21 protein-coding genes are annotated in these 20,299 nt (G+C 36.5%); 9 read left to right on the top strand and 12 right to left on the bottom strand.

Features of this window, described 5'->3' with window-relative positions; genetic code table 11:
* Positions 1-61: 61 nt before the first annotated feature.
* From ACQ33O_RS00540 to ACQ33O_RS00530, 3 genes are all read right to left on the bottom strand, one after another.
* Positions 62-454 carry a DUF423 domain-containing protein gene (locus tag ACQ33O_RS00540; RefSeq protein ID WP_430993588.1) on the bottom strand — a complete coding sequence of 131 codons (393 nt, stop codon included), beginning with the start codon at positions 452-454 and terminating at the stop codon, positions 62-64.
* Positions 454-999, bottom strand: coding sequence for a shikimate kinase (locus ACQ33O_RS00535; RefSeq protein WP_430993587.1), 546 nt, complete (start codon positions 997-999; stop codon positions 454-456). Before ACQ33O_RS00535 ends, ACQ33O_RS00540 begins: the two co-directional genes overlap by 1 nt.
* A gap of 69 nt (positions 1,000-1,068) precedes the next feature.
* Positions 1,069-1,710, bottom strand: a complete 642-nt coding sequence (locus tag ACQ33O_RS00530) for a carboxypeptidase-like regulatory domain-containing protein (protein WP_430993586.1) — start codon at positions 1,708-1,710, stop codon at positions 1,069-1,071.
* A gap of 364 nt (positions 1,711-2,074) precedes the next feature.
* Here ACQ33O_RS00530 and ACQ33O_RS00525 point away from each other — a divergent pair, with 364 nt between their 5' ends.
* From ACQ33O_RS00525 to pyrF, 3 genes are all read left to right on the top strand, one after another.
* Positions 2,075-3,169 carry an Mrp/NBP35 family ATP-binding protein gene (locus ACQ33O_RS00525; protein ID WP_430993585.1) on the top strand — a complete coding sequence of 365 codons (1,095 nt, stop codon included), beginning with the start codon at positions 2,075-2,077 and terminating at the stop codon, positions 3,167-3,169.
* Positions 3,170-3,454: 285 nt separating this feature from the next.
* The gene (locus ACQ33O_RS00520) at positions 3,455-4,144 is read left to right on the top strand and encodes a hypothetical protein (protein WP_430993584.1); all 690 of its coding nucleotides are present in this window, start codon (positions 3,455-3,457) and stop codon (positions 4,142-4,144) included.
* A 192-nt stretch (positions 4,145-4,336) separates the two neighbouring features.
* Positions 4,337-5,164 (top strand): orotidine-5'-phosphate decarboxylase, encoded by an 828-nt coding sequence (gene pyrF, locus ACQ33O_RS00515; RefSeq protein ID WP_430993583.1) that lies wholly within the window; start codon positions 4,337-4,339, stop codon positions 5,162-5,164.
* Here the strand turns inward: pyrF and ACQ33O_RS00510 are convergent.
* The gene (locus ACQ33O_RS00510; RefSeq protein ID WP_430993582.1) at positions 5,159-5,596 is read right to left on the bottom strand and encodes a YciI family protein; all 438 of its coding nucleotides are present in this window, start codon (positions 5,594-5,596) and stop codon (positions 5,159-5,161) included. The two genes, pyrF and ACQ33O_RS00510, sit on opposite strands and share 6 nt — an antisense overlap.
* A 139-nt stretch (positions 5,597-5,735) precedes the next feature.
* Here ACQ33O_RS00510 and ACQ33O_RS00505 point away from each other — a divergent pair, with 139 nt between their 5' ends.
* From ACQ33O_RS00505 to ACQ33O_RS00495, 3 genes are all read left to right on the top strand, one after another.
* Positions 5,736-6,923, top strand: a complete 1,188-nt coding sequence (locus ACQ33O_RS00505; RefSeq protein ID WP_430993581.1) for an acyl-CoA dehydrogenase family protein — start codon at positions 5,736-5,738, stop codon at positions 6,921-6,923.
* A gap of 1 nt (position 6,924) precedes the next feature.
* Entirely contained in the window at positions 6,925-7,812 is an 888-nt protein-coding gene (locus tag ACQ33O_RS00500; protein ID WP_430993580.1) for a 3-hydroxyacyl-CoA dehydrogenase family protein, read from the top strand.
* A 218-nt stretch (positions 7,813-8,030) separates the two neighbouring features.
* Positions 8,031-11,156, top strand: a complete 3,126-nt coding sequence (locus ACQ33O_RS00495) for a T9SS type A sorting domain-containing protein (RefSeq protein WP_430993579.1) — start codon at positions 8,031-8,033, stop codon at positions 11,154-11,156.
* Between the two features lie 90 nt (positions 11,157-11,246).
* Here ACQ33O_RS00495 and ACQ33O_RS00490 read toward each other — a convergent pair whose 3' ends face one another.
* From ACQ33O_RS00490 to ACQ33O_RS00480, 3 genes are all read right to left on the bottom strand, one after another.
* Positions 11,247-12,569, bottom strand: a complete 1,323-nt coding sequence (locus tag ACQ33O_RS00490; protein ID WP_430993578.1) for an aspartate kinase — start codon at positions 12,567-12,569, stop codon at positions 11,247-11,249.
* Between the two features lie 109 nt (positions 12,570-12,678).
* Positions 12,679-13,758, bottom strand: a complete 1,080-nt coding sequence (locus tag ACQ33O_RS00485; protein ID WP_430993577.1) for an Ldh family oxidoreductase — start codon at positions 13,756-13,758, stop codon at positions 12,679-12,681.
* A gap of 54 nt (positions 13,759-13,812) precedes the next feature.
* A complete protein-coding gene (locus ACQ33O_RS00480) occupies positions 13,813-14,064 on the bottom strand; it encodes a helix-turn-helix domain-containing protein (protein WP_430993576.1) in 252 nt (83 codons plus the stop codon).
* A 237-nt stretch (positions 14,065-14,301) separates the two neighbouring features.
* On the opposite strand from ACQ33O_RS00480, the gene ACQ33O_RS00475 reads away from it, so the two are divergent.
* Together ACQ33O_RS00475 and ACQ33O_RS00470 are read left to right on the top strand one after the other, a co-directional pair.
* On the top strand, positions 14,302-15,105 hold the full coding sequence (locus ACQ33O_RS00475) for a hypothetical protein (RefSeq protein ID WP_430993575.1): 804 nt from the start codon (positions 14,302-14,304) through the stop codon (positions 15,103-15,105).
* Positions 15,106-15,287: 182 nt separating this feature from the next.
* Positions 15,288-15,461 (top strand): hypothetical protein, encoded by a 174-nt coding sequence (locus ACQ33O_RS00470; protein WP_430993574.1) that lies wholly within the window; start codon positions 15,288-15,290, stop codon positions 15,459-15,461.
* A gap of 128 nt (positions 15,462-15,589) precedes the next feature.
* Here ACQ33O_RS00470 and ACQ33O_RS00465 read toward each other — a convergent pair whose 3' ends face one another.
* Positions 15,590-16,360 carry an AMP nucleosidase gene (locus tag ACQ33O_RS00465; protein ID WP_430993573.1) on the bottom strand — a complete coding sequence of 257 codons (771 nt, stop codon included), beginning with the start codon at positions 16,358-16,360 and terminating at the stop codon, positions 15,590-15,592.
* Positions 16,361-16,470: 110 nt separating this feature from the next.
* On the opposite strand from ACQ33O_RS00465, the gene ACQ33O_RS00460 reads away from it, so the two are divergent.
* The gene (locus tag ACQ33O_RS00460; protein ID WP_430993572.1) at positions 16,471-16,905 is read left to right on the top strand and encodes a type I restriction enzyme HsdR N-terminal domain-containing protein; all 435 of its coding nucleotides are present in this window, start codon (positions 16,471-16,473) and stop codon (positions 16,903-16,905) included.
* Between the two features lie 84 nt (positions 16,906-16,989).
* On the opposite strand, the gene ACQ33O_RS00455 is transcribed toward ACQ33O_RS00460, so the two are convergent.
* The 4 genes from ACQ33O_RS00455 to ACQ33O_RS00440 all read right to left on the bottom strand — a co-directional run bounded on the left by ACQ33O_RS00455 (position 16,990) and on the right by ACQ33O_RS00440 (position 20,149).
* Complete coding sequence (locus tag ACQ33O_RS00455; protein ID WP_430993571.1) at positions 16,990-18,411, bottom strand: Glu/Leu/Phe/Val family dehydrogenase; 1,422 nt, start codon at positions 18,409-18,411, stop codon at positions 16,990-16,992.
* Between the two features lie 134 nt (positions 18,412-18,545).
* Entirely contained in the window at positions 18,546-18,764 is a 219-nt protein-coding gene (locus ACQ33O_RS00450) for a CcmD family protein (RefSeq protein ID WP_430993570.1), read from the bottom strand.
* Entirely contained in the window at positions 18,757-19,431 is a 675-nt protein-coding gene (gene ccsA, locus ACQ33O_RS00445; protein WP_430993569.1) for a cytochrome c biogenesis protein CcsA, read from the bottom strand. The genes ACQ33O_RS00450 and ccsA overlap by 8 nt, the downstream gene beginning before the upstream one ends.
* A gap of 61 nt (positions 19,432-19,492) precedes the next feature.
* Complete coding sequence (locus tag ACQ33O_RS00440; RefSeq protein ID WP_430993568.1) at positions 19,493-20,149, bottom strand: heme exporter protein CcmB; 657 nt, start codon at positions 20,147-20,149, stop codon at positions 19,493-19,495.
* Positions 20,150-20,299: the final 150 nt, after the last annotated feature.

Genomic DNA, 20,299 nt, shown 5'->3' with positions numbered 1-20,299 from the left:
TCTAACAAAGATATAAAAAAGCAATACTGTAAATACCTGTTATACAGCAATGCGGATAAAATTAGTTTTGCCCCGATTTTACACCTAAAGTCAGTAGGATCCAGCCTAAAATAAATAACAAACCTCCAATGGGAGTAATAAGCCCGATGCCATTGTAGCCAATTATTTCAACAGCGTGTAAATAGGTTATTAGATAAAGAGAACCGCTAAACAAGATAATGCCGGCAATAAAAAGATAACCTGCCCATTGCATATACTTATTGGCAAACTCTTTAAATAAAATACCAACAAACAATAATGCAAGCACATGATAAAATTGGTAACGAACAGCTGTTTCGAAAATGTTCAGTGTAGCAGGTGGCAAAAATTCTTTTAATTTATGAGCACCAAAAGCTCCTAATATTACGGTTAAAGCTCCTAACAGGGCAGCAGTTCGGATAAATAATTTGTGCATTAATTTTTTGTTGAAATGATCTCTTTGAAAGTTTCGCTGGTAATGTTATCGGCATCAAGAGTAATATCAGCTTGCGTATAGAAAGGCTCTCTCTCCTTTAATTTTTGTTCAATGAAGAAAAGCAATTCAGCCTCGTTCAATTTTTTTAGCAAAGGTCGTTTGTCCTGTTCTTCCAAAACACGTTCCAGAATTTTTTTAATGGAAGATGAAATGAAAACTACTGTGCCATGTTCTTTCATCCATTGTATATTTTCATGAAAGCAGGGGGTGCCGCCACCGCAGGCAATGATCGTATTTTGTTTATTGGCTAAGCGACGAAGTGTTTTTGTTTCTATCAACCTGAAATAATCTTCACCGTGTTGGTCAAATATCTCAGCAACAGTTTTTCCTTCATTTTTTTCAATGACCTCATCAAGATCAATAAATGAATAGCCGTGGGAAGTAGCCCATATACTGCCCCAATGCGTTTTACCGCTTCCCATAAAACCAATCAGGAAAATATTATGCTGTTTTTCAGAGAGCGTATTTTTAGCAACATCTGTCATTCTACAAATATAATATTATGAGAAATTAGAAAAGCCATAAAAAGCCGAACTTTTCTCTAGAGCCGAAGATTATTTTTTACTCTTAAAATCCCCTCTTTTCCATGCTTTGACAAACTCGTTCCATGCAGAAGGGTTCAGTAAGTTGATTGGAGCGTTTTGGCCAGTATAATAAATTTTATTGCTTTGTTTGATGAGATGGTTTCTGTTCGATTCCTGCCCATCTCTCGGTAAATAAGCCATCAATACCTTACGTTTGGCCTCATCATTATTCTGGCGGGCTATCTCTAAATTATCGGCCGGTACTTGTGTATTTAGGAAATCTCTCTCAAACTGCTCCCTTCTGGGTCTTGGTTTCAGTACTGTGGCAGGCAGGTAAATGGTGTCGGTAACCATTAATTGTATCACACTATAATCGGTTCCCTCAATATTTTTAGGAATGGTTAATTCTTTTGGCTTATAACCAACACTAGAGAAGGTTATTTGGTCTCCCTTTAAAACAACAATACTGAACACCCCCTGACGATTGGTTACAGTGCCTCGATTCTGTCCTTTTACCATCACAGTAACAGACTGAAGCCCTTGCAGACTATCAGCAGTCATAACTACCCCATATAACTGTACAACAGAGTCTTTAATAGTCTCAAACTGTGCACGGGCAGCAGAAGGCAGAAAACAAACAGCTATAAAAGTGTATTGTAGGAATTTCTTCATTTAATAGGCTCTCAAAAGCAGTTTTTCTTAATTAATAAACAAAGTAAAGGCTTCAATGTTTAATTTTGCAGCGCAAACAGGTTTTTAACAATAAATTGAGTTGTATCAGCTTATTTTGTCTGAATCAGGATTTACAAGATTGGTGGATTAGCAGGATTTTTAAATCTGATGTATTTGATATACAGTTTACTCTTCAATTCTAAGAGCAGGGAACTGAAGTTGAGTTTACAGTAGTACAAAAGCTTAATCAGGGAACCATCCGACAAATGGGATGTAATCATTTGTCGGCGGCTTTTTTGGTTACTTTTTTTCCGCAAAAAAGTAACATGAATACTATAACTATTAAAAAAATATTAAAAAATAAATGACACAAGAAGACATACTAAAAGCCCTCAGCAACGTACAAGAACCAGATCTTGGTAAAGACCTTGTAACGCTGAACATGATAAAAGATATTGTCATTGATGGCAACAATGTTGCTTTCACCATAGTGCTCACAACACCTGCCTGCCCCATGAAAGACATGATGCGTATGGCCAGTGAAAATGCTATCAAACTATTGGTAAATAAAGAAGCTGTTGTAACAGTAAACTTTACCTCTAATACAAGTACCAACAGAAAAGATGCTAAAACAGTTTTAGCAGGTGTAAAAAATATCATTGCTGTAGTGAGCGGAAAAGGTGGCGTTGGAAAAAGTACAGTATCAGCAAACCTTGCTTTGGCATTGGCACAAGGCGGAGCGAAAGTTGGGTTGATGGATGCGGATATTTATGGTCCGAGTCAACACATCATGTTTGGTATTAGAGGAGAAAGACCGTTGATGAGAGAAGTAGATGGCAAAGGCATGATAGTACCGATTGAAAAATTCGGCATTAAAACAATGAGTATTGGTTTATTGATAGATGAAAAGCAAGCCGTAGTTTGGCGTGGCCCGATGGTGAGCAGTGCAATTCGTCAATTTACTACTGATGTGGATTGGGGCGAATTGGATTATTTAGTAATTGACATGCCACCCGGCACAGGTGATATTCATTTAACCATTGTACAAACCGTACCTGTTACAGGTGTGATCGTTGTTACAACACCGCAAACTGTTGCATTGGCTGATGCTAAAAAAGGTATCGCTATGTTCGGACAAGCACAATTAAAAGTGCCTGTGATAGGGCTTGTAGAGAACATGAGTTATTTCACGCCGGCAGAATTGCCTGAAAATAAATACTACATTTTTGGTAAGAATGGTGGTAAAAACCTTGCCGAAGAATTTGACATTCCATTCCTTGGGCAAATTCCTATTGTACAATCTATCCGTGAAGGCGGCGATCTTGGGGTACCCATTATGGTTAGTGATGATGAAATAACTAAAAAATCATTCACTGATTTTGCAGGTGCAGCTGTAAGAGGTATTGCAATGCGTAATGCAAATTTGGCGCCGACGGAGATACAGGAGGTAGTAGTTTAGAATGAAAATTCAAAAGTAAAAAATCAAAAGTCAAAAGTGTTAATACTTTTGACTTTTTTGTTATGAACATTTTTGCTTTGGTCACCATTGTTGTGTCACTCACTTGTACGGCATGGCTTTATTGAGCTTTTATTGAAGCGTATTTTGTCTGAACTACGATTTGGAATGATTTATCTAATCATTAAATAAGACTGTTTTCATCTTCAGTTGCTATATACTTATTCAAATAATTTGTACTTTACTTGCTGATATCATTACTTTAACAAGCTAATATTTTTCAATTTTATGGAATTGACAGAAATCTTAAAGGCACTAAGTTCAGAAGAAGGAAAACTTAGAGTATTGAATTTAGCTAAATATGTAAAGGAAGTTACATTTTCAAAAGCTGAGGAAGATTGTCAAATTATTTTTCTAGGGCAAAAATTTCAAACTTATCAAGGTAAGGGATTAGAATTGTACTATGATGTTACAAGTGGGACTATTTTCTATCAAACCATTTTAGTGTCTAATGAACAAAAATTTCTAGGTAAATTATGTGATTTTAATAGAGCTAAAAGTTATATAACTGAGTATTATAAAATTTTCATAAGCGGCGTTTCAAATAATAATTTAAGATTCAAGACGAAATACCTTGTTAGTGATTTTGATGAGATTTACAATAAATATTCAATTCACAAGGTTAAATGTAAAAGCTCTTTGGAAGACGACAATGTTCTTGAATTGAACTATTTTGAAATATTCGATATAGAATTTGAAGAAAATGTTTTGGTAAAGTACCCTCTTAATTTTAATTCGTTATATGTGTATAAAAATTCAATAACTAGGTTGTATGATATAGTTAGTGATTTTGAAAATGAGAATAATCTGCATGATGAGGATTATCGAATTCAGCAAAGTATTAAAAATGGGGAAGATGAAATGTCTTCTTGGGATGAAGAAGGATTTTGGAAGGCAGGAAGAGATGGAGCTGATTAGTTTTTTGAAATTCCATGAATTCTTCAATTCTAAGAGTAAAGATCAAATGCTGAAGCCACAGTAGTACTAAAGTTCCACATAGCTCCTTCCGACAAAGGCGCTGTATATCCTTTGTCGGTGTCTTTTTTTGTTTCTTTTTTGGACAAGCAAAAAAGAAAATAAAACAAGGATAAAAATTTATCTTTGCCCCACATGACACGCCAATCCCTCATCGAACAAATAAAAAATAAACGATCGTACCTCTGCGTAGGCTTAGATACAGACATCACAAAAATTCCCAAGCATCTGCAAGATCATAAAGATGCGATCTTCGAATTCAACAAACAAATAATAGACGCTACAAAAGACCTCTGCGTTAGCTATAAAATAAACACCGCTTTTTACGAAGCCATGGGCCTCAAAGGTTGGGAGGCCATGGAAAGAACGGTGAATTATATTCCCAATGAACATTTCAAAATAGCAGACGCAAAACGAGGAGATATAGGCAACACCTCTTCACAATATGCCAAAGCATTTTTCGAAACAATGAATTTTGATGCCATCACAGTAGCTCCATACATGGGAGAAGATAGCATTCGTCCATTCTTGGAGTTTAAAGGTAAGTGGACGATCGTTCTAGGGCTAACCAGCAATAAAGGTGCAGCAGATTTCGAAATGCTTAAAATTCAAAATGGCAATGAAGAACATTTGAGAAGTGATTTCTTGTACGAAAGTGTAATAAGAAAAGTAGCCTCATGGGGTACACCTGATAATTTAATGTTTGTACTCGGTGCTACTCAAGCAACGGAGTTAGAAAATATCCGCAACATTATTCCTGATTCATTTCTATTAGTACCCGGTGTAGGCGCACAAGGCGGCAGTTTATCAGACGTAACCAAATACGGAAAGAACGATGATTGTGGTTTATTGGTAAATGCATCCAGAGCCATCATCTACGCAAGTGAAAAAGAAAATTTTGCTGAAGAAGCAAGAGCTATTGCATTACAGTATCAAACTGAAATGGCAGGTTATCTTTTATGATTTAGGTTTTTTGGGTTTACCATGTTTAAAACTTCCCATCGGCGAAGTGTACCAAGGCGATACTTCTACAACAAATATTTCTGCAGCAATTGCCGGATCCGTTTGAATTATCCTTTCAACATCTGCTTTTGTTTTGCATTCAGCTGCTTTGCCGTCAAAAACAAAAATACCTCGCCAGTTATAATCATTTTTACCGAAAGGCCCGGCTACTTTTAAAATACCATCGTAATAAAGTTTATTGATATTCGCCATGTGCCCTTCAAAAAGTTTTGCTTTTGTCGCACTGTCGTATGCATTATCTTTCGGCCCTGTTTTTATCATTACAAACCAGTATTGCTCTATGGTATCTTCTGGTCTTACTTTCTTTTTCTTTTGAGCAAAAGAAGCGTTTATTATCAGTATGCATATGGAAAACAGTACAATGTGTTTCATATAAAATGTTTTACTGAAATTAAATCATTTTCAATAAAAACTCACAATCAATACATAAATGATAAGGCTGTTATAGTTTGGTTTTTCATTATCTTTAAAGAAGAAAATCTTAAATCGTACATCACAAATCTTAAATAGTATGGCTGCCAAAACTGATAATTTTCAATCACCCGATTATTTTAATATAGATGAGTTACTTACCGAGGAACATAAACTAATTCGTGAAACAGTACGTAGTTATGTGAAGAAAGAAATATCACCGATCATAGAAGACTATGCTCAACGAGCAGAATTTCCACAAAAGATAGTAAAACAATTGGGAGAGTTAGGCTGCTTTGGTCCAACTATACCTGAGCAATATGGCGGCGGAGGTTTAGATTATATAAGCTATGGTTTAATGATGCAGGAATTAGAAAGAGGCGACAGTGGTGTACGCAGCACAGCAAGTGTGCAAGGAAGTTTGGTGATGCATCCCATCTATCAATACGGCAATGAAGAACAACGGAATAAATATCTTCCAAAACTAGCCAGTGGTGAATGGTTAGGCTGCTTTGGGTTAACAGAACCGAATCATGGTAGCGACCCAAGCAGTATGCTTACTAATATTAAAGATAACGGTGATGGATATGTTATTTTAAATGGCGCAAAGATGTGGATCAGCAATGCCCCCTTTGCGCAAATAGCGGTAGTGTGGGCAAGAGATGAAAAGGATGTTTTTAGAGGATTGATCGTAGAGCGTGGAATGGAAGGGTTTTCTACACCCACAACGCATGGCAAATGGAGTTTGAGAGCAAGTGCTACCGGCGAATTAGTGTTTGATAATGTAAAGGTTCCAAAAGAAAACATTTTACCGAATGTAGAAGGATTAAAAGGTCCCTTAGGTTGCTTGACCAAAGCCAGATATGGTATTGCATGGGGCGTTATTGGTGCTGCGATGGATTGTTATCATACGGCATTACAATATAGTAAAGAAAGAATTCAGTTTGATAAACCGATCGGAGCATTTCAGTTGCAACAAAAAAAGCTGGCAGAGATGATCACTGAAATTACCAAAGCACAATTACTAAATTGGCGCTTAGGTGTTTTGATGAATGAAGGAAAAGCCACACCGCAACAAGTAAGTATGGCAAAAAGAAATGCTTGCGAAGTAGCTACCAATATTTGCAGGGATGCTCGCCAAATGTTAGGCGGTATGGGCATAACAGGCGAGTATCCTGTTATGCGTCACATGATGAATTTAGAAAGTGTGATCACTTATGAAGGAACACATGATATTCATTTATTAATAACAGGTATGGATATTACCGGATTAAATGCATTCAAATAATATGAAGAATATTTCAGTAATTGGTTCAGGAACAATGGGTAATGGGATAGCCCATGTTTTCGCTCAAGCCGGATATGAAGTATCTCTGATTGATATTAACGCAGCACAATTAGAAAAAGCAATTGCAACAATCACTAAAAATTTAGACAGGCAAATTGCTAAAGAAGTAATTACTGAAAAACAGAAAGTAGCCACTTTAAAAAATATTACTGCAACTACCGATATTTCTTCAGGTGTAAAAAATGCCGGCTTAGTTGTTGAGGCTGCATCAGAAAATATAGATCTGAAATTAAAAATATTTCAAACCATTGATGAAACTGCACCTGTCGGCTGTATTTTAGCAACCAATACTTCATCTATCTCCATAACAAAAATTGCAGCAGTTACAAAGCGGCCGCAACTGGTAATTGGTATGCATTTCATGAACCCTGTACCAATAATGAAACTGGTAGAGATCATTAAAAACCCTGCCACAACAAAAGAAGTCACTGAAACAATTGTAACACTAACAAAACAGCTTAATAAAATTCCTTGTGTAGTAAATGATGCCCCCGGTTTTATTGCTAACCGCATTTTAATGCCAATGATCAATGAAGCAATTTACAGTTTGCATGAAGGTGTTGCCGGTGTAGAAGAAATTGATACGATCATGAAATTGGGAATGGCCCATCCGATGGGCCCCTTGCAGTTAGCCGATTTCATTGGCTTAGATGTGTGTTTAAGTATCATCAATGTATTGCACGATGGATTTCAAACACCTAAGTATGCTCCTTGCCCCTTGTTGGTTGAGATGGTTAGTAAAGGTAAATTAGGCATCAAAACCGGCGAAGGCTTTTACGAATATACTACCGGAAATAAAGATTTGATTGTAAGTAAAGCCTTTCAATAATTTTTATTCTTCTCTACAGAATAAAAAAATAAAATTAACAGACTTGTTACTGAAATTTTTACAATCCGATAAAATATTTGATTTTTTTTTTGTGATATCGATTAAAAAAACTAACTCTGCATTATAATGTGTACTTGTTACACATCTAATAAGCCTCATTTTTAGAAATTCCCACCTTCTCTTATCTAAGCCGTATTGCTCATTTTAAAAATTGTTGTATGAAAAAAAATCTATTTTTTATTGCCATTGCTATGTATAGTATGGTAGCTTCTGCACAAACACAATCCATTGTTCTTCAAAAAAACACATTGCCAAATGCCAATCAGAATTTTAATTTCAGTACCGCAGGCCCTGCCGGTTCTGCATTTGCAGCTAATCCTGTCATTACATTGCACGACGAGTTTAGTGCTAAGCAACCATTAGAGATAGGTGCTTCCGCTGCAGGCTTTGGTTACTTAGCTTTCACACAAAAAGATGCGCCTGTAAATGATGTTTACACTTACAGCTCAGGAGATCCTGCCTGGATACACCCGGCAGGCAATAATGCCGTACGTCTTGACATTGAAACCAGTGGTATTAACTGGCAGATCAATGCAGCGAATAATATTTACAGAAACGGTGTTGCTTCCGGTACTGCAAAAGACGTTGGTGTTGGTGCTGATAACGGTGTTTATATCATCGGCACAGATGATAAAATATATAAATGGGTAAGCGGTAGTAGCTATACTGCATTGGCCGGTAGTCCACAACCTACGGGTAAAAGAGTTGATGGTGGACCGGTCGGTACAGCCTGGTATGTAGGTTTGAATAATCATGTTTATGAATATACCGGAACTACAAGTATCAATCATGGTTTACCCGGTGGCCAGGCCGCTAAGGATATTGCAGTTGGTAGTAACGGTACAGCATGGACGATAGCTCCTAATCCATCAAATGTTAATTATGATATTTTGTATTACTGGAATGGCTCAGCCTGGGTGGCCGATGCATTGGCACCCACAGGTACAACCATGTACAATGTAACAGTAGGCGCAGATAATGAACCATTGATGACATTGAGTTTCAACGGTGGTCGTTCTTATTTATTAAAAAGATTATCGGATGGAAGATGGGTAGAGATCGTTGCACAAACTGCCGGTATTAACAATACAATCATTTATTATAATCAACCATCGGGTAATTATTCATTTACAGAAACCGTTGCTGCCGGCTACTATTTACAGGATGTATTAATATTTGGTACCAACGGAGATTCTTATAACACAAATACAGGTACTTCAACTATTTCGCTGGGTTCCGGAGAGCATGCATATATTCAATATACAAATGTGCTTGGATCAAAACCAGCAGCTCAAATAATTTCTACAGCCTGTGGTGGCACTTTTGTTGAAACTTTCGGAACTGTTGTGCCCAATACCGTTAGTTCTCTTCCTGTAGGACAAACTACGTACACATTTAACACAAACCCAATGGGGCATTACCAGGGCAATGGTACTAATGACGGTCAATATGATGTAGTGAGTTCTGTATTTGATGCAACAGGTTATTATTATCAATGGGTATCGGGTCCTGGTGTTGATGGAGCCGCATGTAGTTATAACTGTGATATACATGCAGGTGGCTCAAGAGATGTCAGTGATCATGATCATACGGGTAATACCAACGGAGGTATGTTATTGGTAAATGCAGATTTCTCTTCAGGGGTTTATTACGAAAAAGAATATGCAGGTTTAGTTCCTGGAAACAGTTATCAGTTTTCTGCATGGCTGGCCAATGTATTGCTTGCAGTAGCAACCGATGCAACAGATCCTAATGTGATCTTAAGAGTAATTGATCCAACAACCGGACAAATTCTGTTAGATCTGCCATCAGGAGATATTCCTAAAACAGGTACCACCCTTACATGGATCGAAAAGAAAGGCTCATTCATTGCTCCGGCATCCGGTAATGTAAAAGTATATCTCATCAATAATAAACCGGGAGGACAAGGAAATGATCTGGTATTGGATGATATTTCTTTAACAGCAACTTGCCAGACAATCAGCGGTACAATTTTTAATGATGCCAATGGAATGACTGATGGTTTAGTAAATGGAGTCGGTACAAATACATCTAGTTCACTATACGCTGTTTTAGTAGATGCGTCCAACAATATTGTTGCATCTTCTTTATTACCTGCAAATGGTACTTATAGTTTCAGTAATTTATTTTCCGGTACGTATTCAATAAAAATTACTACTACCGCACCTGGTACAATTGGTGCACCTGCGCCGAATGCAAGTCTTACAGATGGTTGGTTGAATACAGGAGATAGTGTAGGAACAAACAATGGAACGGGTGGAGGTTTTATTACTTCAGGAAATCTGGATTCTATAAATGTTGTAGTAGGTACAGTTAGCGTTACAGGTGTTGATTTTGGGATAGAAAGAGCACCGATGGCAAATGATGTTTCTTCATTAGTTCAACTTAATCCAAATGGCACTGTGCAATTTATAGTCCCCACATTAAAGGGAAGCGATCCTGAACAAGGAACTTTTGGTGGAGTATCAGGATCAGATACTGTTGTTATAAAAACATTACCGACGAATGCTACACTCTATTATGATTTTGGTGCAGGGCCGGTTGCAATTATTTTAGGAGTGAATGATACGATAAAAAATTATGATCCTGCAAAATTAACGATTGATCCGATTGATGGTCCCGTAACAGTAACCTTTGATTACGTTGAATTAGATGCAGCATTGGTGAGCAGTAATATTGCAACAGTAACAATGCCTTTTTCGGTTCCTTTGCCAATAACACTCAACAACTTTTCTGCAAAATTGAATAAAAACAAAATTGATCTTATCTGGAATATTGCTTCAGAAATATCTGCGGATAATTATATCGTAGAAAGAAGCAACGATAATATTGAATTTATTTCCCTTGGTAAAATAATTGCTAAGAGTAGTGCAGGGATAGCTGTAGATTATCAATATACAGATGCAGCACCTGTTGAGGGAGTAAATTTTTATCGCTTAAAAATAACAGATAAAAATGGTAGTGTTTCTTTCAGTAAAGTCATAGCTGTCAGAAATGTTGATGATCATATCTTGATGACTACCGTAAGTCCCAATCCCTTTATGAGTGCGATTAAAATCAATATTGATCTGAAAAGATCAACAACTGTAAATGTTGCGTTGGTTGATGCCGTTGGTAAAACGATAGCTCAAAAAATATTTAAAGGTACGAGCGGATTGAATAAATTCAATATTGCAGATCTGAATAAACTTATGCCCGGTGTATATATTATCCGCATTAGCAGCGATAATATTATAACACAACAAAAGCTAATAAAGCTGTAATGATTTTTTAGGTGTATTTAATAAGTACTATTAGAATAAAAAAAACTCCCAACTAAAGGAGTTTTTTTTATTCTAATATTTTGAGTTAGATTATTCTAAACCGAATATACCGCTATTGATCGCTTGTAATGTTTTTGTTTTAAAACTACTTGGTATCAATATAGAAACATTGTGCTTACTGCCACCGTAGCTTACCATTCTTACAGGAATATCACTCAAAGCAGTGAATAAAAGTTGTTTCAGATTTTTAGTTTCTGTGATCTCATTACCAACGATAGAAACAATTGTCTGATCTTTATCGATCTCAACATTTCCAAATACTTCCAGTTCTTTTATAATTTCAGGTAAGTAAGTATCGCTATCTATCGAAAGAGAAACAGCAACTTCAGATGTTGTGATCATATCAATAGAAGTACGGTATTTTTCAAATACTTCAAATACTTTTCTCAAGAAACCATAAGCCAATAGCATACGGCTGCTTTTAATGTTGATAGCAGTAATACCGTCTTTTGCGGCAACAGCTTTAACGCCATTAGAACCTGCTTCAGATGTAATGGTAGTACCTACTGCATCGGGTTGCATAGTGTTCAATAATTTCACCGGTACTTTCGCTAATTGTGCAGGCCAGATACAAGTAGGGTGCAAAATTTTTGCACCGAAATATGCTAACTCGGCCGCTTCGTCAAAACTCAATTGCTCAATGGCTACAGTTTTATTTACAACTCTCGGGTCGTTGTTATGCATACCATCAATATCCGTCCATATTTCACAAACAGTGGCATTGCAAGCAGCAGCAATCAATGAGGCGCTGTAATCGCTTCCACCTCTTTTTAAATTATCTACTTCACCTTTTGCATTGCGGCATATATATCCCTGGGTAATGAATAATTTTTTGTTGCTATTTACTTTTAAAATTTCAGCTAATTTCTTTTTGATGGTATCTAAATCTGGTTCATCATACTCATCAATCACCATAAAATCCAAAGCTGCTAAATACATATGATCGATACCTTGCTCTTCTAAGAAAGTAGAGAATAGTTTAGTACTTAACAATTCACCTTGCGCAAGAATATCTTTATTCAATGCTTCGTTGAAAGATATTTTTAGGATGATATTTAAGAATTCAAAATGCTCTGCAACAATAGCTTTTGCTTTAGTAAGTGCTGCATCTGTTTTTACCAATTGGGCAATGAAATTTTGGTAATGTGCTTCTAATGCATCAATTTGTTCTTTGGCTTTTACTCTGTCAGATTTTGCCAACGACTCACTGATTGCTACCAAAGCATTCGTTGTTCCGCTTAATGCAGATAATACAACGATCTTACTTTCCGCATCTTTTGTGATCAGTTTAGAAACTTCATGCATTCTTTCAGGCTTACCCACGCTGGTGCCGCCAAACTTCATTATTTTCATCAGAAAAGCTATTTGATTTTTAAATTGGGTGCAAAGATACTTACAGGGAGATAATTACGGTCAAATTTTTGTCTTTTTTGCACCTGGTCTGACGGTCCCCGCCTGACTGCTAATTAAATGGAGTATCGAATTTTTTTCCTAACTCAGTCAAATCTGCTACAACAGATTCGTGCAGAGGTATACCATTTGCTTTTCTTTCAATTTCAAATTCGGCCTCAGGTTCACCCGGAATAAGTACTCTTTGATGATCTTCAACCGTTTTGGCTGTTTTAAAACGATGTATCCACTTATCCATATGCAGTTTAAATTCTGATGCTGGTCTGAATGCATCAATACGCATGGCTCCGAAGAAATGGCCAATACCTTCACCCGGCATACCTTCCGGCATTGGTACATACGCAGGGAAGGGGGGCACCCATGGTCCGTAATTAGCACCGCTTAATACTGCAGAAAAAATATCTACTATTGCACCAAGATTATATCCTTTGTGACTGCTGCGGTCTCTGTCGCTGCCTAATGGCAACAATGCACCACCGTTCTTTAGTTCATTTGCATTGTTTGATGGGAAACCCTCTTTCGTTTGTACCCAACCGTTAGGTGTATCTAGATTTTTACGTTGTAAGATCTCTAATTTTCCATTTGCAGCAGTTGTTGTAGCAAAGTCGGAAACAAATGGTGCTTCATTTCCTGAAGGAATGGCTACGGCAATAGGGTTAGTACCTAATAATTTTTCCGAAGAAAAAGTTGGCGCAACCAATGCAGAGGCGTTGGTCATTGCAATGCCGATCATATCATTATCCAAAGCCATCATAGCATGATAACCGGCAATACCAAAATGGTTACTGTTTTTTACACTTACCCAACCGCTACCAACATTTTTTGCTTTGTCGATGGCTATTTGCATGGCCGCAGGCGCTACTACCAAACCCAACCCTTTGTCGCCATCAACAGTGGCAGTAGAAGGCGTTTCGTGTACGATTGAAATATTTGGATTGGCGTTTATTCTTTCGGCCTCCCATAATCTTACATAACCAACTAATCGGGCAATACCATGGCTATCTACACCACGTAGATCGGCAGAGAGTAACACTTTTGTGGCAGTTTCAGCATTGGCATCGTTGCAGCCAATCTGCAAAAAAATATTTTTTGCGAACTGATATAATTGTTGATAACTATATGTTCCTTCCATTTAACAAAAATAAGGGAATACATAGAAAGGTGCGATATTCTCAAGACCAGAGTATTATAGCGATTTTAACGAGGAGTTTTGATATTCATTATATGCTTTTATGGATAATTCGGTGCCTTCAAATAGTTCCAAGGGATGGCAATTTAATATTTTAGCAATTTTAATGATCCTATCGATATGAACCAAAGGTGTTTTACCGGTTTCAATCAGGCTCCAGGTATTTTGGCTACAATTACTTGCCTCCGCCATTTCTTCTTGAGTGAAATTGTTTTTAATTCTTAATACTTTAATGTTATTATGAATCATAAAAATTTGATTATGATTATATGACGAATTATAGAAAAAAAAGGTTGCTGCTAAAAAAAACTATTTATAGAAATAAATGATAAGATATAGGGAAAACGGTTAGGAACGTCTAAGATTATGTTTGAGATTCGTTAGTAGAAGTGGTAATTACAAGCTTTTGTTCTTTATGGTGGAAAATCCTGACACAGCACCATGTTTTATTTTCTGAAGGTAGGGTAACTTCTTAATTTTTTAAATATGTCTTTTAAAATTTCATTTAATATGCTTTTAACCATTTGCTTAATTAGCTTACTGGTTATGATAAATGGATGTAACAAAAATTCTAGTGCTTCATTTGATGCTGTAAATGAAAATAAGACGCTGAGAAACTTCGATTATGTAGGTAAATCACACAACGATGGGTTGTCTAGTTTCTTTCAACAATTCACGGCAGAACAAGTGAAAGCGGAAAAAAGTAATTTGAATAACCTGAATCAATTTTTAATTAAAAGTTCCAATACTAAAGATCAGTTATTTAATGAAAAATTATTCGCTTCCGACATATTTAACAATTTGCGAAATGTAGGTTCATATGAAATGAGGCAAAATTCAACTTTAAATCAAGTTTTAAGTAGTTTCTTTTTTGATAAAATTGATAAAGTAAATGATATAATTGCAAATTATGACGGAAGGAGTATAAAGCATTTTACTGAACAAATAGAAAACATGGAGAAGGAAATCATTTCATCAAAAAGCGTATTGAAAATTGAAGATGGAATATTATTAAGTGCATTATCTACTGCAAAGTATAGTGGTCAATATTGGACGCAAAATTTCAATTCATTAAGTTTAGGCTGGGCAGATAATAAAAGAAAATTGGCACGGTCGGTAGAAATTGATCGTAATGTTGTAAATATAAATAAAGTAATAAGTTCCGACTTTTCAGGTGCGGTAGGTGGAGGCGTTGCAGGAGCATTAATCGGAGGCACTGTAGCAACACCCTTGGGGCAATACCCGGATGGTTGGGAGGTGCAATTGCTGGAGGTGTTAGTGCTTCGGTAACTCAAGCTGTAGATATACTTATAAATTGGTTATGGCCATCCAAGAGAATAACTGAAACATTAACCGATGCCCAAATAAGAGTATTGTCTACAACTCTAAAGACAAGTATCGAAAAAGTACAACTAGAATTAGTTACTAATCCCTAATAGTATTTTGTAATTTTAATTATCAAATTATTTAAAATGACACTACAAAAAATGATTATATACGCAATTGTAGTAGGAATAATTTTAGGTATTCTTACATATTTAGCTAGAAAGTTCTATGGCTATGATATAAAAGTATATTCCTTGGCAATACAAGTAGGCTTGGTTGTTTTTTTGTTATTAAAAAATAAAAAAGCCAAACAATCTTAAGATTTAAAAAGCCAACCTTTTATTTATTTAATAAAAGGTTGGCTTTTTAATAATGTCTTATGTTATAGCACTAAATACATAAATTCAGAGTGTATTTGGTATAAGTTTTAAAGCATGATCCCAAAAAATTAAAAATGCAAATGTCTAACAGTATGTCCGTTATTCATAATTTGTTTTAAGGAATCGATACCGATCTTGATATGGCGTTCTACAAATTGCGTAGTAACTTTTTTATCACTGGCTTCAGTTTTTACACCTTCTGGTACCATCGGACTATCACTTACTAGCAGTAATGCACCAGTTGGTATTTTATTGTAAAAACCTACCGTAAAAATAGTAGCTGTTTCCATATCTATGGCATAGGCTCTTACTTTTTGTAGATATTCTTTAAACACTTCATCGTGTTCCCAAACACGGCGGTTGGTGGTGTAAACAGTACCTGTCCAGTAATCGCAATCATAATCACGGATGGTGGTACTGATCGCTTTTTGCAACATAAACGCAGGTAGTGCCGGTACTTCGGGAGGGAAGTAATCATTACTGGTACCCTCGCCTCTTAGTGCAGCGATCGGTAGAATTAGATCTCCAATGGTATTACGCTTTTTCAACCCACCGCACTTACCTAAAAACAACACCGCTTTTGGTTCTATGGCAGATAACAGATCCATTATGGTGGCAGCGCCCGGGCTACCCATACCAAAATTGATAATGGTAATATTGTCGGCTGTTGCACACTGCATTGGCCTGTCCTTGCCAATTACTTCTACTTTATTCCACTCTGCAAACAGAGATACATAATTACTGAAATTGGTCAATAAAATGTATTCACCAAAGTTTGCCAACTCTTCGCCGGTATAGCGGTGCAGCCAATTTTTTACGATTTCTTCTTTTGTCTTCATATCTTACATTTTTTATTTCTGTACTGCAAATTCTAAAATTTAAGCCTCATTAAGTTTCAAATTTGTTTCTTTGCCATTGATAAAAGTACAAAATATTTTTTTGATAGCAGATGATAAAGATAGAATACCCATCATATCAGCCCAAAATTAAAGGTGAAAGTAACAAAGAATTTATTTTTGACGAGGTTCGTAAGCAATGGTTAATACTTACGCCGGAAGAATGGGTAAGGCAGAATTTTCTGCAATATTTAATGCAAGTGATGCAGTATCCGGCTTCATTGATAGCTGTTGAAAGAGAGATAAAATTGGGAGAGTTAAAGAAGCGTTTTGATATAGTGGTTTTTGATAAAGATTCAAAACCATGGATGATCGTTGAATGTAAAGAGATGAATGTGGCTTTAGATACAGTTGTATTGAATCAGGTATTGAGATACAATCAAGTACTACAAGTCCCCTTTCTTGTAATTACAAATGGAAGTAATACAGTTGCTTATTCTACAGCAAACAATGAATTGACAGCGTTGTTGGAGTTGCCGGATTTTTAGCCTCAAGCACCAAGCTACAAGGGAGAAGCAAAGAGATTCGATTCCACATACTTGTCCCTTGAAGCTACTAACTTGGAGCTTTCCTTATGGGAAAATACCCAGCTCAGCATAAATAGTTGCTACCTTATTAATAGCACTAACATAAGCGGCTGTACGCATATCAGGTATTTCCGGATTGCTGTGCCAGATATCCATAATTTCTCTTGTGGCGGCACTCATGGTTTCTTCCAAACCACTGTATACAAGATCAACTTCATCTGGTCCGTGTTTAATGAAAGCTCTTTCCTGATCACTTACCTGCTTACCAGTTAGGCCCTCTATTTGAGCAAGGATATGTGTGTTTAAATTTTCGGTAAAACGTTTTTCTAATCTGCCATAACGTACATGGCTAAGGTTTTTTAACCATTCAAAATAACTCACTGTTACACCGCCTGCATTTAGATACATATCCGGTACACATAGTATTCTTTTCTTAGTAAATATTTCATCTGCTTCAGGCGTACAAGGTCCGTTGGCTGCCTCACCGATGATCTTTGCTTTTATCCTTGGTGCATTTTCTGCATTGATCACATTTTCCAAAGCAGCCGGAATTAAAATATCACATTCCAATTCCAATGCATCGGTATTTTTTGCAAGGTTAGTTGCTCCCGGGAAATTTAAAATAGAGCCCGTTTTTTTTCTGTGTTGAAAAACTTCTTCTTCATTTAAACCATCAGCACTGTATATCGCCCCTTCATATTCTGCTAATGCAATCACTTTAGAGCCGTGTTCTCTGAAAAATTTTGCTGTATGATAACCAACATTTCCTAATCCTTGCACCACTATCGTTTTTCCTTCCACACCAACGGGAAGCCCCATGCCATGCATAACTTCATGCATATTACATACTTCACGAATACCATAAAACACACCGAGCCCTGTTGCTTCTTTTCTTCCACGAACTCCGCCTAAGGACACAGGCTTACCCGTAACACAACCGGCACTATCAATTTCGCCGGGCTTTAATGATTGGTAGGTATCTACGATCCAGGCCATTTCTCTTTCGCCTGTTCCGTAGTCGGGTGCAGGTACATCAATACCCGGACCGATAAAATTTTTCTTTACTAATTCAGATGTATAACGTCGGGTGATTTTTTCCAGTTCGTAAGTAGAATAACTACGAGGATTGATTTTCAATCCCCCTTTTGCTCCACCAAACGGAACGTTTACAATGGCACATTTGTAAGTCATCAACGATGCAAGCGCCATCACTTCATCCTGATTTACTTCATCACTAAAACGAATACCACCTTTGCATGGAGATTTATGTTGACTATGTTGAACTCTGTATGCTTCTATTACTTCAATGCTTCCGTCATCTCTCTTTATCGGGAAACGAATTTGATAAACGGCATTACATGCTTTTATTTGTTCAAGAATTCCGGGATCCCATTTGGTAAATTTGGCTGCTTTGTCAAAGCTTTGTTCCACACTATGGAAAAAGCTATACGGCTGTTGTGCTGACATGGATTAATTATTTTATTTAGCAATCGTTATTTGGTTGCAACTGGCAAGCTGCAATTAAAAGTAAATGTACAGAAAGGAGATAAAATGAAAATATAAAAGTTAGTTTCTTTTATATTATTTGTGAAGAATGGTAATTACTGTTGGTCTTCTATTTTTCCTATTTTTCTATCGATACTTACTAAATAGATAATAAGGCCAAAAAGAATGGTGATACAAACAGCCATTACCACATAGATCTTATCGTTGCTACGCATAACGGTTTCCTCAACAGGAGTATTTTGCTGAGCAAATGTTGCAGCAGATATAAGCATCAAATGAACAAATACAAAAATGCGGATAATGAATTTATACATGAATAAGATTTTTATCTTTTATAGAATTTATTCTCACAATCAGGGTGCTGATCCAAACACCTAATAAGATCCAGCCCAATACAGCCGGCCAAAAAACCAAACGCATGGTAGCATCAAGGTCTGCGCCATTTAAACCAGGGTTACCTTGTACGCCTTTCCCTCCCGGATGTAATGACTCAACCAAACGAGGAAGTACCATTATAAAAAGAAGATAAATGAAGTAAGCAAAAATATTATACACCGAAGCCACTTTAGCTCTTCTGTCAATATCAGGCATAGAACCTCTTAGTACCAAGTAAGCCATATATGTAAGCAAGGCAATGGCTACACCAATTTGTTTTGGATCGTTACTCCATGGGGCACCCCAGGTATAGTTGGCCCATATCATCCCTGTTACCAAACCAAGTAAACCCATAAAAATACCCGTTTTTGCAAAAGCTGTGGCATAAATATCATGCTTCAGGTTGAAAGTACGCAGGTAAAGAATGGAATAAACAAGTGAAATTGAAAACAACGCTATCTGCCCAAACCACATCGGTACATGGAAAAATAAATTGCGGATGGTTTCCTTCAAATTACCGATATGGGGCACATGAATAAGAAAGCCAGCTGAGAATGTGTATGTCAATAAAACAACTGCCGCTATTTTCCACCAGATTTTACGCATATAAAAATTGTGTCTGCAAAATTAAAGGAAAGATATTGTTGTACAAATTGTAAAAAAACTATCAATCTTTCCATAAAAAAGGAAAGAGCAAGAGTGAAAGTATCACCAACGAAATATCAAACCCGATGATCAGTGCCGATAGTTGCATAACAGCACCTTCTTTAAATACTTCCCCAAACGCATTTTTCGATAATCGCATCAGCAAGAGCAGATGAGGCACAATGAGCGGAATGCCCAATATTGCCATCATGGCTGCATTCTGTTGTGCTTTGGCTGCAACGGCAGAAAGCAGCGTAAATACAAGGCTTAAACTTATTCCCCCAATGCACACAATTCCAAAAAATACAGCCGTGTTGTTTAACGGGTTTTTAAGGAGTAGAAAGAAAAGTAACAGGCTGATCATACTCATCAATAACATAAGTATGATATTGTACAATAATTTTGCAAGAATAAATTCTCCTGCACTTACTATCGAATAAAAATAGAGCATTCTGCCACGACTTTCCTGCAAAAAGCTTTTTGCCACAGCATTTATACAAACAAACAATTGAATAACCCAGAAAAGCCCGTTCCACACATCCGCTTCAGGATCATTAATAGATAGCTTAACAATGAAAATGGTTGATGCTACGTACAATAATATACCGTAGAGGGTATATTGTTGCCTCAATTCCAATAAAAGGTCTTTTTTTAATAATGAGAAGACAGCTTTATTCATTTCTGCAAGTTTACAATTTATTATCAAAGAGTTGCAATAAAAATTTTGTAGAAATTGATCCAATTTTTGTAAAATTCTGCTCTAAAATTGCTTTATAGTTGTAAATATTTTACCAGCACATGCTGTTTTTGTGGAATTACTTATTATATT

Source organism: Ferruginibacter sp. SUN002, from assembly GCF_050611725.1.
Taxonomy (GTDB): Bacteria; Bacteroidota; Bacteroidia; order Chitinophagales; family Chitinophagaceae; genus Ferruginibacter.
Note: the sequence above shows the minus strand (reverse complement) of the source record. Positions and strands in the feature narration are given on the sequence as shown.